The sequence below is a fragment of the Bradyrhizobium sp. U531 genome (assembly GCF_051710265.1).
GTDB lineage: Bacteria > Pseudomonadota > Alphaproteobacteria > Rhizobiales > Xanthobacteraceae > Bradyrhizobium.
Window position 1 is genome coordinate 571,133 of sequence record NZ_JASVEN010000001.1, and the last position, 14,381, is coordinate 585,513.

Below are 14,381 nucleotides of genomic sequence, written 5' to 3' on the forward strand. Positions count from 1 at the left end.
TTGCAGCCGAGCCGCCAGCCCATGCCAGTTGAGTCCGTCGACCCCGATCACAAGGCTTTCCTCGACGATTATGTGGGGCGCCTCCATCGCGCGACGGCGGTCGACGATCGCGTTTTCGCAGCCATCTCCGCCACGCGCGCGATCTGGCTGCGCGCGCGCGAGCAGGGCGGCCGCGTCATCTTCATTGGCAACGGCGGTTCGGCCGGCATCGCCTCGCATCTGGCGATCGATCTTTCCAAGAACGGCTCCGTGCCTGCGCTCTGCTTCAGCGACGCGAGCATGATGTCGTGCCTGGCCAACGACTACGGGTTCGAGGATTGGATCGCGCACGCCGTGCGGCTGAACGCGCGCGCCGGCGACTGCCTCGTCGCGATCAGCTCGTCGGGGCGCTCGAAGAACATTCTCAATGCGGTTGCGCAGGCGCGCGCGATGAAGCTCGACGTGATCACGCTGTCGGGCATGAATGCGGACAACCCCTTGCGCAATCTCGGCGACGTCAATTTCTTCGCCGACAGCCACAGCTACAACATTGTCGAGACCACGCACCAGTTCTGGATGATGGCCGCGATCGACCTCGTCATCGGTCGTGCGGAATATCCGGCGTCCTGAGGCGAGGCATCCGATGCAGTCGCGGTTCAAGCAGGCGGCCCTGTTTTCGGTAAAGCTGCTGCTGTCGATCGCGGTGCTGGTCTACATCGCGCGCGGTCTCGACCTGCAGCGGCTCCGCAGCCATCTCGTCTCGGTCGATCCCTTGCTGTTCGTCCTCGCGCTGGCGTTGATCTTCTTCCAGACCTTCGTGCTCAACGGCCGCTGGGAGCTGATCATGCGCGCGCTCGGCGTGTCGCTGGACTGGCTCGCGGGCTGGCGCATCCTGATGATCAGCCTCTGGTTCAACCAGGTGTTGCCGTCCTCGGTCGGCGGCGACGCGGTGCGGATGTGGCTGCTGCGCCAGCGCGGCGTGCAATGGCCTGAGGCGGTCAAGGGCGTTGCGGCCGACCGCTTCACGGCGTTGATCGGGCTGATCGCGCTGATGGTGGCCGGGTTGCCGTTCCTGCTGTCGCGCGTGTCCGATCAGGCCGCGATCCTGGCCATCGGCGGGCTGACGCTGGCCGGCGTCGCCGGCACCGTGGTCCTGTTGACGCTCGACCGTCTGCCCAAGCGTCTGATCGCCCATCCGGCGATCGCGAGCTTCGTCCGGTTCGGTGCGCTGGTCCGGTTTCTTCTCCTGCAGTCCGAGCGCCGCGCCTTGCTGTTCGGGTCGGCGCTGCTCATCCATCTTGTGACCGCGACGGCCTGCTTCGCCCTGGCGCGCGGTGTCGGGGCACAGCTCTCGGTTGTAGATGCCGGCATCCTGATTCCGCCCGTGGTGCTGTTGACGGCCGTCCCGATCTCGATCAGCGGCTGGGGCGTTCGCGAGGGGGCGATGGTCGCCTGCCTCGGCCTGGCGGGCGTGCCGTCCGAGCAAGCGCTGTCGGTTTCGCTGCTGCTCGGCGCCATCAGCGTGATCATCGGGCTCGTCGGCGGCGCGATCTGGCTGGCAAGTCCGGAGCGCGGATCGTATTCAGCGGACAAGGCCGCGAAAGCGGCGGAGAACGCTCCCAGCTATGACGGGCTGGGCAAGGAAGTCTCGAGCCACCCATGACCCGCTTGAGCCCGCTGCAGCCGGTCTGGTCTTCACGGGGTGGGATTGCCTCACCCGATCGCGCATCTCATTTTTCGGTTCAACGATGAAAAACCTGTTCTACGTCCGCCACACCTGCCGTCTCTGTCTTTCGGACAAGCAAGAGCTGGTCGTTCCGATGGCCGGCATGCCGATCGGCACGCCGAACTTCCAGGTCCCGGACGCGAGCGTCGACGATCCCGTGTTCCGCGCCGCGGTGCCGATGGCGCTGCATCTGTGCAGGGATTGCGGCCACCTCCAGATTCTCCATGTCGGCAATCCCGAGATCCAGTACCGCAATTACGTCTACACCACCTCGCTCTCGCTCGGCCTGCGCGAGCACTTCGCCGGCTATGCCAACGACGTCGTCAGCCGCTTCGGCATCGCGCCGGGCTCGCTGGTCGTCGAGCTCGGCAGCAACGACGGATCGCTGCTCGGCTTCTTCAAGGAGCGCGGCATGCGGGTGCTCGGTGTCGATCCCGCCGTCGATATCGCCAAGCGCGCGACCGAGGCGGGGATCGAGACCATCGGCGATTTCTTCACCGATGCGATCGGTCACCGCATCCTGAAGAGCCACGGTGCGGCCAGCGTCGTGATCGCCAACAACATGATCGCCAATGTCGACAATCTCGATCCGCTCGTGATCGGGGTTCGCGACGTGCTCGCGCCGGACGGCCTGTTCGTGTTCGAGACGCAATACGGCCTCGACGTCACCGAGAAGAACCTGCTCGACACCGTCTATCACGAGCATCTCTCCTATTTTAACATCAAGCCGCTGATCCGTTTCTTCGCACGGCTCGGCATGGAGCTGATCGACGTCCAGCACATCGAGACCAAGGGCGGCTCGATCCGCGTGACCGTGCAGCGCGCCGGCGGCGCCAAGAAGCCGTCGGCCGAGGTGGCGCGCTTCGTGGCCGAGGAAGACCGGCTCGGGGTCGACCAGCCGGCCTATTACGCGCCCTATGTGAAGCGGATCGCCGCCATCCGCGACGAGCTGGTCGCGATGGCGGATGCCGCCCATGCGCGCGGTCAGTCGGTGGCCGGCTACGGCGTCTCCGTGGGCACCACGACGCTGCTGCCGCAGTTCGGCCTCGAGAACAAGATCGACTTCCTGGTCGACGACGACCCCAAGAAGGGCAACGTGATGGCCGGTCCGGGCTACGACATCCCGATCCTGCCGCCGGCAGCCCTGTACGAGCGCAAGCCGGCCTTCGTCGTCGTCTTCGCATGGCGCTATGTCGACCCGATCAGGGCCAAGCACGCCCGCTATTTCGCCGAAGGCGGCAAGTTCGTGGTGCCGCTGCCGGGCATCGCCATGGTCGACCGGGCCGACTGACGGGGCGTCCGCGGCCGCCGTCGGTACGGGGAGGGCGGCCCGGCCGCCTCAAGCCCCGAGCTTGGGCAGGCGGCCCGTTAAGTCGTTGATTCGGATGGGCTCTGGCGGAGCCCTCCGTGGGGGACGGACGGTTTGGCCGGCGCGCCGCTACCTTGACGTTTGGTCTCATCCGCAGTAGATACCCCGCACTCGCTGCCGGCCCGTTAGACGCGGATCTCCGGCGCGGCTTTGAAATCCCCGAACAATCGAGCCCGGATTCCGGCTCATCCTTCGAGACAGAGGGTTGGGCCAACGGCGGCTGTTCGGATCCCTGAAAATCATGCGCGTCTGGCGACGGACGTTGGACATTCAAACGATGGCAGTCAGCCCGTTCAAGTTCTTGCAGGAAGTGCGTTCGGAGACCGCCAAGGTCACCTGGCCGACCCGCCGCGAAACCACGATCACCACCATCATGGTGTTCGTCATGGTCGCCGTATCCTCGATCTTCTTCTTCGCCGCCGACCAGATCATCCGCGTCCTCATCACCTTCCTTCTGGGCATTCACTGATGGCAACAGCAACCGCTCAACTGTCCGACAAGCGCTGGTACATCGTCCACGCCTATTCGAACTTCGAGAAGAAGGTCGCCGAATCCATTCGCGAGCAGGCCAAGCAGCGCGGGCTCGAGGAGCTGTTCGAGCTGGTGCTGGTGCCGACCGAGAAGGTCACGGAAGTGCGCCGCGGCCGCAAGATCGACGCCGAGCGCAAGTTCTTCCCCGGCTACGTGCTGGTGAAGATGAAGCTGACCGACGAGGCGTTTCATCTGATCAAGAACACGCCGAAGGTCACGGGTTTCCTCGGCGCTGAAAACAAGCCGATGCCGATCTCGGAAGCCGAAGCCATGCGGATCCTGCACCAGGTGCAGGAGGGCGTGGAACGGCCGAAGGCGTCGGTGTCGTTCGAGATCGGCGAGAACGTGCGCGTGGCCGATGGCCCGTTCGCCTCGTTCTCTGGCGTTGTCGAGGAAATCGACGAGGCGCGCTCGCGCGTGAAGGTCGCGGTGTCGATCTTCGGCCGCGCCACGCCGGTCGAACTGGAATTCGGTCAGGTCGAGAAGGTCTGATCGGGTAATGCGGAAAGCCGAGAGGCTTTTCGCAAAGAGAGGCCGTGGGAGGACGAGGGCGGTTGCCAGCCGCTTGAGGTCCCCACCACGAACCTGAAACCGCCGGCGGTCGCCGGCACAACAGGAGTGATACATGGCAAAGAAAGTGACCGGATACCTGAAGCTTCAGGTCCCGGCCGGTGCGGCGAATCCTTCGCCCCCGATCGGTCCCGCGCTCGGTCAGCGCGGTCTCAACATCATGGAGTTCTGCAAGGCGTTCAACGCCCAGACCCAGAAGGAAGAGAAGAACACCCCGATTCCCGTCGTGATCACGATCTACGCCGATCGTTCGTTCACGTTCGAGATGAAGACCCCCCCGATGTCCTTCTTCCTCAAGCAGGCTGCCAAGATCCAGTCCGGCTCGAAGGCGCCGGGCCGTGACAAGGCCGGCAAGGTGACCAAGGCGCAGGTGCGCGAGATCGCCGAGAAGAAGATGAAAGATCTCAATTGCGACTCGATCGAGTCGGCCATGAAGATGGTCGAGGGCTCTGCCCGCTCGATGGGTCTGGAAGTGGCGGGGTAAGCGGTCATGGCAATCGGAAAGCGTTTGAACAAAGCCCGCGAAGGTGTTGACCGCGAAAAGCTTTACCCGCTCGCGGACGCCATCAAGATGGTCAAGGAACGCGCCAAGGCGAAGTTCGACGAGACCATCGAGGTCGCGATCAATCTCGGCGTCGATCCGCGTCACGCCGACCAGATGGTCCGCGGCGTCGTGACCCTGCCGAACGGCACCGGCCGTACGCTCCGCGTCGGCGTGTTCGCCCGCGGCGCCAAGGCCGATGAAGCCAAGGCCGCCGGTGCCGACGTCGTCGGCGCCGAAGACCTGGTCGAGAAGGTGCAGAACGGTTCGATCGATTTCGACCGTTGTATCGCCACTCCCGACATGATGCCGCTGGTCGGCCGTCTCGGTAAGGTGCTCGGCCCGCGCGGCCTGATGCCGAACCCGAAGATCGGCACCGTGACCATGGACGTCACCGGTGCGGTGAAGGGTGCCAAGGGCGGCTCGGTCGAGTTCCGTGTCGAGAAGGCCGGCATTCTGCAGGCCGGCGTCGGCAAGGCCTCGTTCTCCGAGGAGAAGCTGGTCGAGAACATCAAGGCTCTCGCCGATGCTGTCTCGAAGGCGAAGCCGGCTGGCTCCAAGGGCACCTACATCCAGCGCGTTGCGGTGTCCTCGACGATGGGCCCGGGCGTGAAGGTCGAGCCGGGCACCATCCTCGGCTAAGGTCTGCCTCGGCCAGAGGTTTGAAAATTGCATGAGGCGAGGGGCGGAATTGGGCAACCGATTCCGCCCCTCGTCGTTTGTGGTGGCGCTCATCGGAAACAAGAACCGGGAAACAAGAAGAAATGGCTGACAAGGTCCTGATCTATTCGCGCTTTCCCAAGACGATGATGGCGCGCTTCGCCGAGCGCTTCGAGCTGCTCGACACCAGCGGCAAGCCCGCGCGCGAGGTGCTTTCGGCAGACGAACTCGGCGGCATCCGCGCGCTGCTCACCGCCGGCGGCTCGCCGCTCGGTGCGGAGGCGATGGACCTGTTTCCGAAGCTCGGCGCCATCGTCTGCTACGGCACGGGCTATGACGGCGTCGACCTCGAGGCTGCCGCCGCGCGCAACATCGCGGTCGGCCACAGCCCGGGCGCCAATGCGGCTTCCGTCGCTGACATCGCGATGACCCTGATGCTGGCGACGACCCGGCGGATCCTGGTGGCCGACCAATATGTCCGCAGCGGCGACTGGGCGGCCTCGAAGCCGTCGCCGATGATGCGGCCGCAGGCCGGCATGCCCGGCCGCCGCATCGGCGTCTACGGCATGGGCGAGATCGGCCGCAAGATCGCCGCGCGCTGCGCCGCCTTCGAGAGCGAGGTCGGCTATTTCAGCCGGACCAAATACGATCTGCCGTATCAATATTTCCCGACGCTCGAGGCGCTGGCCGACTGGTGCAGCGTCCTGATGATCGCGGTGCGGGCAGGGGCCGACACCCAGCACGTCGTCAATGCCGACATCCTGAGGCGCCTCGGGGCGGACGGCTATGTCGTCAACATCTCCCGCGGCTCCGTCATCGACCAGACGGCCTTGGTCGCGGCGCTGACCGACAAGACCATCGCGGGGGCCGGCCTCGACGTGTTCGAGAAGGAACCGCACGCCCCCGACGCCCTGACCGCGCTCCCCAACGTGGTGTTCGCCCCCCATATCGGCGGCCACACCCTAGAATCGCACGTCGCCATGCAGGGCTGCGTGCTGGCGAACCTGACCGCCTTCTTCGAGGGCAAGCCGCTGCCTTATGGGGTCAAATCCTAACCGGCGCGATTGAAGCGGAATTTGTCCTGGAGTTCGCGTCGGAGCTTGTCGTCTTTGACATCGGCAATGCGCGTCGCCGCTCGTTCGCGCAGCACTCGGGTCATTGGCGTCAGAGCGGGATGGGGACTGCTCCAGCCAGCAGCATGCAGGAATTGCTCAAGCCGCGCGTCGGGGACGCGATCGAGCTGCTGCGCAAGAAATTCACGCTCCTCGTCATTGCGATTGAGATAGACCCGCTTGAATGCCAGCACGCGGCTGACGAAGGCCTCGCTGGAGTCGTCGCGTATCACGCGGAAGCGTTTCCGCTGTTCGTCCACATATTGATCCGATTGATATGCGGTCTCGTTGGCCAGCCGCAGTGCCAGCTCGTATTCCCAGGTCTTGAGGCCGCCTCGTTCTTCGAAGACGCGTAGCGCCTGATCCGCTATTCCGGGAAATTTCTCGGCATCCCAGTGAAAAGGCAGCATGGTGCTGTTGTAGTCGAAGCCGGCGGCGGGATCCTGCATGCGCGCCACGATCAGGTCGAGGAACTTGCGCTGCTGGCCTGGATCGAGCTTGAACCAGAATTTCTGGATCGATTGGTAGGCGCTGCTGGAGCTGCTCGACAGTTCGATGAAGGACGCCATCACAGCGAGCAGATCGTCGCTGACGCCGCCCTTGGCCTGGATCAGCAGGGCGACGTCGAGCGCGGCGGTGCGGGTCGGGCCTTTGGAGATTTCGATTGCGCGGCGGGTCAACTCGGCAATGCCGACATCGGGCACCTTTGGCGGTGCGGCCCAATCGATGCCGTAGGCGGCGGCCGCAAGGTCTTCACCGGTAAAGGTGGGGCCGCCGATCCAGACCATTTGCGATGGACCGCCGGAGGATCCCTCCCATACCGATCCCGTGCGGTCTGGTGTGTCGGGCATTCCAAAGAGCGGGGCGTAGCTGAGGACGATCCGCCGGCCGGAGTGCCAGGTCACCGCAATGCGCTCTTCGCCGTTCTGCCGGACATTGAGCGTGCCGACGGTGCAGCAGTCGACCATCGGGTAATAGGGCCTGGGCTTCATACGAACCACGAGGCCGTCAGGGATGGCGTCGATCGTCGCTGTCTTCAGGCATTCGCCGATGCGCCCTGCGCGTTGCAGGAGTTCCGAGTTGCGCAGCTCGTCGCCGGTGCAATCCTTGGCTGCGGCAAGCTCGGTCATCCGGATGGGGCCGATATGGCCTTTCTCGTCGTCAGTGGCGTGGACGTAGCGATCGACCAAGCCGTCGGCGAGCAGCGTGATCTGACCGCAGCAACCCCGGACCCCGTGGGTCACCAAGGTGACGGTACGAATGGACATTAATTCGGCCGGGATCGTGCGGACGGCGAGGGCGGGGTCGGTGGTCGCTTCGACGTGATAGCGGCTCCAGACTGATGCGCCGAACCAGATTGCGAAGAACACCGGGGGTGCGGCGATCAGGCCGGGATGTTTCCGGAGCGCGCCATACATCATCATGCCCAGGACCACGATCATCCAGACAACGTTGAGGCCGCCCACGATGATGTGCATGAGAAAGGCGAGGGCCATCACCGGAAACGAACTGGTTCCCAACGCCCCGAAGACGGCAGCCAGGATCACCAGACCGATGATTAGGGTGACGATGTGCCGGGACATGCTCAATTCGAATCTGGTCCCTGGACGGGAAGGGGCTCAACCTGTAGCTGAGAGACCTTGCCTGATCCGTAAGGCGTGTATTCCGATGAGGCCTTGTGCGAAAAGGATTTGCTAACCTTCTGCCGGATCGTATCTTTTGCGCCCGCCTCAAGCCCCGCCGGCAACGGATTGGAACTGGTGTGAATTTTGCTCTTGGCAAGCAGGGCCCGAGCGGTTAAAGAACCGCTTCCGGACGTACCGGCCTCGGCTGGCGCGTTCGTGCACGCATTCCGAAAACCCGACAGACAGGAGATCATTCCTTTTCAGGACGTCCGCAAGGATTTGCCCGAAAAGGAAGGGAAATTCGTCGGTTGGTGGGATGCGGGCAAGGGTCGGGCGGTTCGCCGACTGACCTTGTCCTGTCCAAGACTGCAGGCGCCCGCGGGAAGTTTCGATTTCTCAACGGCTTAATCGCATGGCCTGCATAGACGGGTGAAGACTGGATTTCACTTCGCATTCCACCTTAACGGTGGTCGCGGAAAGAAGTTTGGTTCGGACCTCGACACGCCGTGGGCTCCCCAAGGGGCTCCCGGAGGGCAGGCTTTGAATTGTCGTCTCGCCCGGCGCGTGTCCGATGGGGTTTGACCCTGAGGTTCAGGTTTTGGGTGGGACGATGGGTGCAACCCGGCGGTCCCGCTTTTGCGATGACCGCCAACCGGAAAGAGCTTGCTGTGGAACGAGCGGCAAAAAAGGACGCGGTCGAACAGCTCAATGGGGTCTTCAAGACCACGAGCGTCGCGATCGTTGCCCAATATTCCGGCCTGACCGTTGCCCAGATGCAGAAGCTGCGCATGCAGATGAAGCAGGCTGGCGCCTCGGTGAAGGTCTCGAAGAACCGTCTCGCCAAAATTGCTCTTGAAGGCACTGACGTCGTTGCCATCGGCCCCATGCTGAAGGGACCGACCGTGATCGCCACTTCGAACGATCCGGTAGCGGCGCCAAAGGTCGCCGTCGAATTCGCCAAGGCGAACGAAAAGTTCGTCATCATTGGCGGCTCGATGGGAAAGACCGTCCTGAGTGTCGACAGCGTGAAGGCGCTTGCCTCACTGCCGTCGCTTGATGAACTGCGCGCAAAGATCGTCGGCCTGCTTGTGGCTCCGGCGACCAAGATCGCTCAGCTCGCCAATGCGCCCGCGGGCAAGCTCGCGCGCGTCATCCAGGCTCATGCCTCAAAGGGCGAAGCGGCCTGACGCCCTTCGCAATACTCAAACCCGAACCAGACTTACACCTAAGGAAACTGAACAATGGCTGACTTGCAGAAGATCGTTGACGACCTCTCGAGCCTCACCGTGCTCGAAGCTGCCGAACTCGCGAAGCTCCTCGAAGAGAAGTGGGGCGTTTCGGCTGCCGCGGCCGTCGCCGTGGCCGGCCCGGCTGGTGGTGGCGCTGCCGCCGCTCCGGCTGAAGAGAAGACCGAGTTCACGGTTGTCCTGGCCTCGGCCGGCGACAAGAAGATCGAGGTCATCAAGGAAGTCCGCGCCATCACCGGCCTGGGCCTGAAGGAAGCAAAGGACCTCGTCGAGGGCGCGCCGAAGCCTGTCAAGGAAGGCGTGAACAAGGACGAAGCCGAGAAGATCAAGGTCCAGCTCGAGAAGGCTGGCGCCAAGGTCGAGCTCAAGTAAGCACCGCTTACTAACGAGATCCCGGGCGCGCATCGCGCGAAGCCCGGGATCTTGGTCCATCCCTCCAAGGGTGGGCCGGATGCAAAAGGCGTGCGACGGAACGTCCCGACGCAGGTCGAACACGAAAAAGTGTGGGGATTGGAGGGTTTAACCCTCGAATCTGCACTATTGTCGCCCCATATCGGTTCGGCAGCACGAAAGCGCGGTGGGCAGGGATGCCGGATTTCCCTGTAAGCCGTTGGGAGAGCAAGCTATTTCGGGCTTTTGCAGTCCGTGAAAACGATCGTTGTGACGGGCGGGCGTGCCTATGCGCCCCGCGCGTCGTTTTGCGTTTTGAAGGTCTGAAGAACAGATTCAGGACATTCCCACCTGAAACTGAGTCTCCGGCCCCCAAAGCGGGTTCGAAAAATTCAACCCGGGGAGCGGCGGCAGCTGCGTTCCGGACGGTTCGCCCAGAGCGGGCGACGAAAATGAGAGGCCACGATGGCGCAGCAGACATTCACCGGTCGCAAACGCGTTCGCAAGTTCTTCGGACACATCAAGGAAGTCGCCGAGATGCCGAACCTCATCGAGGTTCAGAAGGCGTCTTACGACCAGTTCCTGATGGTCGATGAACCCACGGGTGGTCGCCTCGACGAGGGCCTGCAGGCGGTGTTCCGCTCGGTGTTCCCGATCTCCGACTTCTCGGGCACCTCGATGCTGGAATTCGTTCGCTACGAGTTCGAGCAGCCGAAATACGACGTCGACGAGTGCCGCCAGCGCGGCATGACCTTTGCTGCGCCGCTGAAGGTGACGCTCCGCCTCATCGTGTTCGATATCGACGAGGAAACCGGCGCGAAGTCGGTCAAGGACATCAAGGAGCAGGACGTCTACATGGGCGACATCCCGCTCATGACGATGAACGGCACCTTCATCGTCAACGGCACCGAGCGCGTCATCGTCTCGCAGATGCACCGTTCGCCGGGCGTGTTCTTCGACCACGACAAGGGCAAGACCCACTCGTCGGGCAAGCTGCTGTTCGCCGCCCGCGTGATCCCGTATCGCGGCTCCTGGCTCGACATCGAGTTCGACGCCAAGGACATCGTCTATGCGCGTATCGACCGTCGCCGCAAGATTCCGGTGACGTCGCTGATGTTCGCCCTCGGTCTCGACGGCGAGGCGATCCTGTCCACGTTCTACAAGAAGATCCTCTACAAGCGGACCAAGGAAGGCTGGCGCGTTCCGTTCGACGCCAACCGTTTCCGCGGCTACTCGACCGTCAACGACCTGATCGACGCCGACACCGGCAAGGTCGTGCTCGAGGCCGGCAAGAAGCTCACCGTTCGTGCCGCCCGCCAGCTCCAGGAAAAGGGGCTGAAGGCGCTGCGCCTGGCCGACGAGGAACTGGTCGGCAACTACATCGCCGAGGACCTCGTCAACCCGAAGACGGGCGAGATCCACGCCGAAGCCGGTGAGGAAATCACCGACAAGTCGATGAAGGTGCTCAACGAGCACGGCTACAAGGAACTGCCGCTGCTCGACATCGACCACGTCAATGTCGGTCCCTACATCCGCAACACGCTCTCGGCCGACAAGAACATGACGCGTGAAGACGCGCTGTTCGACATCTACCGCGTGATGCGTCCGGGCGAGCCGCCGACGCTGGATTCGGCGCAGGCGATGTTCCAGTCGCTGTTCTTCGACGCGGAGCGTTACGACCTCTCCGCGGTCGGCCGCGTCAAGATGAACATGCGTCTCGACCTCGATGCGCCCGACACCCAGCGTACGCTGCGCAAGGAAGACATCCTCTCCGTCATCAAGACGCTGGTGGATTTGCGCGACGGCAAGGGCGAGATCGACGACATCGACCATCTCGGCAACCGCCGCGTGCGTTCGGTCGGCGAGCTCATGGAGAACCAGTACCGCATCGGCCTGCTCCGCATGGAGCGCGCGATCAAGGAGCGCATGTCCTCGGTCGACATCGACACGGTCATGCCGCAGGACCTGATCAACGCCAAGCCGGCGGCTGCCGCCGTGCGCGAGTTCTTCGGCTCCTCGCAGCTCTCGCAGTTCATGGACCAGACCAACCCGCTCTCGGAGATCACCCACAAGCGCCGTCTCTCGGCGCTTGGACCGGGCGGTCTGACCCGCGAGCGCGCCGGCTTCGAAGTCCGCGACGTGCATCCGACCCATTACGGCCGTATCTGCCCGATCGAGACGCCGGAAGGCCCGAACATCGGTCTGATCAACTCGCTCGCGACGTTCGCGCGCGTGAACAAGTACGGCTTCGTCGAGACGCCGTACCGCAAGGTCAAGGACGGCCGCGTCACCGACGAGGTCGTGTACCTCTCGGCGATGGAAGAGGGCCGTTACACGGTCGCGCAGGCCAACGTGCCGCTCGACCCGAAGGGCCGCTTCACCGAAGACCTCGTGGTCTGCCGTCACGCCGGCGAAGTCTTGCCGGTGACGCCGGACAAGGTCGACTACATGGACGTGTCGCCGAAGCAGCTCGTTTCGGTCGCCGCGGCGCTGATCCCGTTCCTCGAGAACGACGACGCCAACCGCGCGCTGATGGGCTCGAACATGCAGCGCCAGGCGGTGCCGCTGGTTCGCGCCGAGGCGCCGTTCGTCGGCACCGGCATGGAAGGCGTGGTTGCGCGTGACTCGGGTGCTGCGATCGCGGCGCGCCGTTCGGGCGTGATCGACCAGATCGACGCGACCCGCGTCGTCATCCGCGCTACGGAAGATCTCGATCCGACCAAGTCGGGCGTCGATATCTACCGTCTGATGAAGTACCAGCGCTCCAACCAGTCGACCTGCATCAACCAGCGTCCGCTGGTGAAGGTCGGCGACATCGTCAAGAAGGGCGACATCATCGCCGACGGTCCGTCGACCGATCTCGGCGAGCTCGCGCTCGGCCGCAACGTGCTCGTCGCGTTCATGCCGTGGAACGGCTACAACTTCGAAGACTCGATCCTGCTCTCCGAGCGGATCGTGAAGGAAGACGTCTTCACCTCGATCCACATCGAGGAGTTCGAGGTGATGGCCCGCGACACCAAGCTCGGGCCTGAGGAAATCACCCGCGACATTCCGAACGTCTCGGAAGAAGCGCTGAAGAACCTCGACGAAGCCGGTATCGTCTACATCGGCGCGGAAGTGCGCGCCGGCGACATCCTGGTCGGCAAGATCACGCCGAAGGGCGAGAGCCCGATGACGCCGGAAGAAAAGCTCCTGCGCGCCATCTTCGGCGAAAAGGCATCGGACGTTCGCGACACCTCGCTGCGCGTTCCCCCGGGCGTGCAGGGCACGATCGTGGAAGTCCGCGTGTTCAACCGTCACGGCGTCGACAAGGACGAGCGTGCGCTGGCGATCGAGCGGGAAGAGATCGAGCGTCTGGCCAAGGACCGCGACGACGAGCAGGCGATCCTGGACCGCAACGTCTACAACCGTCTTGCCGAGCTGCTCGAAGGGCGGCAGGGCATTGCCGGTCCCAAGGGCTTCAAGAAGGACACCAAGATCACCCGTGCGGTGCTCGAGGAGTACCCGAAGTCGCAGTGGTGGCTGTTCGCCTCGCCGAACGACAAGCTGATGGCCGAGATCGAGGCCATGCGGAAGCAGTACGACGAGTCGAAGAAGGGCCTCGAGCAGCGCTTCCTCGACAAGGTCGAGAAGCTTCAGCGCGGTGACGAATTGCCGCCCGGCGTGATGAAGATGGTCAAGGTCTTCGTCGCGGTGAAGCGCAAGATCCAGCCCGGCGACAAGATGGCCGGCCGCCACGGCAACAAGGGCGTGGTGTCGAAGATCGTGCCGATCGAGGACATGCCGTTCCTCGAAGACGGTACGCACGCCGACATCGTGCTCAATCCGCTGGGCGTGCCCTCCCGCATGAACGTCGGACAGATCCTCGAGACCCATCTCGGCTGGGCCTGCGCCGGCCTCGGCAAGCGTATCGGCCAGACGGTCGATGCCTATCTGTCGAAGCAGGACATCAAGCCGCTGAAGGAAACCTTGAAGAAGGTCTACGGCGAGGACGAGACGATCAAGTCGCTCAACGACAACGAACTGATCGAGCTCGGCCATAACCTCAGCCGCGGCGTGCCGATCGCAACGCCCGTGTTCGACGGCGCCAAGGAAGCCGACATCGAGGAGATGCTGAAGCTTGCGGGTCTCGACGCTTCGGGCCAGTCGACCGTCTATGACGGCCGTACCGGCGACGCGTTCGACCGCAAGGTGACGGTGGGCTACATCTACATGCTCAAGCTGCACCATCTCGTCGACGACAAGATCCATGCGCGTTCGATCGGTCCGTACTCGCTCGTGACCCAGCAGCCGCTGGGTGGCAAGGCGCAGTTCGGCGGCCAGCGCTTCGGCGAAATGGAAGTGTGGGCGCTCGAAGCTTACGGTGCGGCGTACACGCTCCAGGAAATGCTGACGGTGAAGTCGGACGACGTCGCCGGCCGCACCAAGGTGTACGAGGCGATCGTGCGCGGCGACGACACGTTCGAGGCCGGTATTCCGGAATCGTTCAACGTGCTGGTCAAGGAAATGCGCTCGCTCGGCCTCAACGTCGACCTGCACAACTCCAAGGTGGGACCGGCGCCGACGTCGGAAGCGGCCGAGTAACTCGACCTTTCATGCCCGGCCTTCGCGGCCGGGCACCGGCGCCCCGT

The 14,381-nt window shown here is 63.7% G+C and carries 12 protein-coding genes; 11 read left to right on the plus strand and 1 reads right to left on the minus strand.

The features are described from left to right. Positions 1–21 precede the first annotated feature (21 nt). The 8 genes from QRQ56_RS02840 to QRQ56_RS02875 all read left to right on the plus strand — a co-directional run bounded on the left by QRQ56_RS02840 (position 22) and on the right by QRQ56_RS02875 (position 6,431). Complete coding sequence (locus tag QRQ56_RS02840; RefSeq protein WP_438737527.1) at positions 22–609, plus strand: SIS domain-containing protein; 588 nt, start codon at positions 22–24, stop codon at positions 607–609. Between the two features lie 13 nt (positions 610–622). Next, positions 623–1,642 carry a lysylphosphatidylglycerol synthase transmembrane domain-containing protein gene (locus QRQ56_RS02845; RefSeq protein WP_438737528.1) on the plus strand — a complete coding sequence of 340 codons (1,020 nt, stop codon included), beginning with the start codon at positions 623–625 and terminating at the stop codon, positions 1,640–1,642. 85 nt (positions 1,643–1,727) lie between these two features. Continuing rightward, the gene (locus QRQ56_RS02850) at positions 1,728–2,996 is read left to right on the plus strand and encodes a methyltransferase domain-containing protein (RefSeq protein ID WP_438737529.1); all 1,269 of its coding nucleotides are present in this window, start codon (positions 1,728–1,730) and stop codon (positions 2,994–2,996) included. 355 nt (positions 2,997–3,351) lie between these two features. After that, positions 3,352–3,543, plus strand: coding sequence for a preprotein translocase subunit SecE (gene secE, locus QRQ56_RS02855; RefSeq protein ID WP_438737530.1), 192 nt, complete (start codon positions 3,352–3,354; stop codon positions 3,541–3,543). Next, positions 3,543–4,097 carry a transcription termination/antitermination protein NusG gene (gene nusG, locus QRQ56_RS02860; RefSeq protein ID WP_007602985.1) on the plus strand — a complete coding sequence of 185 codons (555 nt, stop codon included), beginning with the start codon at positions 3,543–3,545 and terminating at the stop codon, positions 4,095–4,097. Before secE ends, nusG begins: the two co-directional genes overlap by 1 nt. A 133-nt stretch (positions 4,098–4,230) precedes the next feature. Beyond that, positions 4,231–4,659 (plus strand): 50S ribosomal protein L11, encoded by a 429-nt coding sequence (gene rplK / locus QRQ56_RS02865; protein ID WP_006611824.1) that lies wholly within the window; start codon positions 4,231–4,233, stop codon positions 4,657–4,659. A 6-nt stretch (positions 4,660–4,665) separates the two neighbouring features. After that, a complete protein-coding gene (gene rplA / locus QRQ56_RS02870) occupies positions 4,666–5,358 on the plus strand; it encodes a 50S ribosomal protein L1 (RefSeq protein ID WP_014494487.1) in 693 nt (230 codons plus the stop codon). Between the two features lie 122 nt (positions 5,359–5,480). Beyond that, on the plus strand, positions 5,481–6,431 hold the full coding sequence (locus QRQ56_RS02875; protein WP_438737531.1) for a 2-hydroxyacid dehydrogenase: 951 nt from the start codon (positions 5,481–5,483) through the stop codon (positions 6,429–6,431). Here the strand turns inward: QRQ56_RS02875 and QRQ56_RS02880 are convergent. Further along, positions 6,428–8,071, minus strand: coding sequence for a hypothetical protein (locus tag QRQ56_RS02880; RefSeq protein WP_438737533.1), 1,644 nt, complete (start codon positions 8,069–8,071; stop codon positions 6,428–6,430). The two genes, QRQ56_RS02875 and QRQ56_RS02880, sit on opposite strands and share 4 nt — an antisense overlap. A gap of 710 nt (positions 8,072–8,781) precedes the next feature. Between QRQ56_RS02880 and rplJ the strand changes: the two genes are divergently transcribed. The 3 genes from rplJ (at position 8,782) to rpoB (ending at position 14,334) form a co-directional block, all read left to right on the plus strand. Then, positions 8,782–9,300, plus strand: coding sequence for a 50S ribosomal protein L10 (rplJ, locus tag QRQ56_RS02885; RefSeq protein WP_438737534.1), 519 nt, complete (start codon positions 8,782–8,784; stop codon positions 9,298–9,300). A gap of 54 nt (positions 9,301–9,354) precedes the next feature. After that, positions 9,355–9,732 carry a 50S ribosomal protein L7/L12 gene (rplL, locus tag QRQ56_RS02890; protein WP_008136432.1) on the plus strand — a complete coding sequence of 126 codons (378 nt, stop codon included), beginning with the start codon at positions 9,355–9,357 and terminating at the stop codon, positions 9,730–9,732. A 483-nt stretch (positions 9,733–10,215) separates the two neighbouring features. Continuing rightward, positions 10,216–14,334 carry a DNA-directed RNA polymerase subunit beta gene (rpoB, locus tag QRQ56_RS02895; protein ID WP_097658734.1) on the plus strand — a complete coding sequence of 1,373 codons (4,119 nt, stop codon included), beginning with the start codon at positions 10,216–10,218 and terminating at the stop codon, positions 14,332–14,334. The last annotated feature ends 47 nt before the right edge of the window (positions 14,335–14,381 follow it).

What these genes read in the sequence shown, in the direction of transcription:
- rplL (WP_008136432.1), top strand. Translation starts at nt 9,355, where the DNA reads ATGGCTGACTTGCAGAAGATCGTTGACGACCTCTCGAGCCTCACCGTG.
- rpoB (WP_097658734.1), top strand. Translation starts at nt 10,216, where the DNA reads ATGGCGCAGCAGACATTCACCGGTCGCAAACGCGTTCGCAAGTTCTTC.
- nusG (WP_007602985.1), top strand. Translation starts at nt 3,543, where the DNA reads ATGGCAACAGCAACCGCTCAACTGTCCGACAAGCGCTGGTACATCGTC.
- QRQ56_RS02850 (WP_438737529.1), top strand. Translation starts at nt 1,728, where the DNA reads ATGAAAAACCTGTTCTACGTCCGCCACACCTGCCGTCTCTGTCTTTCG.
- QRQ56_RS02880 (WP_438737533.1), bottom strand. Translation starts at nt 8,071, where the DNA reads ATGTCCCGGCACATCGTCACCCTAATCATCGGTCTGGTGATCCTGGCT.
- QRQ56_RS02840 (WP_438737527.1), top strand. Translation starts at nt 22, where the DNA reads ATGCCAGTTGAGTCCGTCGACCCCGATCACAAGGCTTTCCTCGACGAT.
- rplA (WP_014494487.1), top strand. Translation starts at nt 4,666, where the DNA reads ATGGCAATCGGAAAGCGTTTGAACAAAGCCCGCGAAGGTGTTGACCGC.
- QRQ56_RS02875 (WP_438737531.1), top strand. Translation starts at nt 5,481, where the DNA reads ATGGCTGACAAGGTCCTGATCTATTCGCGCTTTCCCAAGACGATGATG.
- QRQ56_RS02845 (WP_438737528.1), top strand. Translation starts at nt 623, where the DNA reads ATGCAGTCGCGGTTCAAGCAGGCGGCCCTGTTTTCGGTAAAGCTGCTG.
- rplK (WP_006611824.1), top strand. Translation starts at nt 4,231, where the DNA reads ATGGCAAAGAAAGTGACCGGATACCTGAAGCTTCAGGTCCCGGCCGGT.
- secE (WP_438737530.1), top strand. Translation starts at nt 3,352, where the DNA reads ATGGCAGTCAGCCCGTTCAAGTTCTTGCAGGAAGTGCGTTCGGAGACC.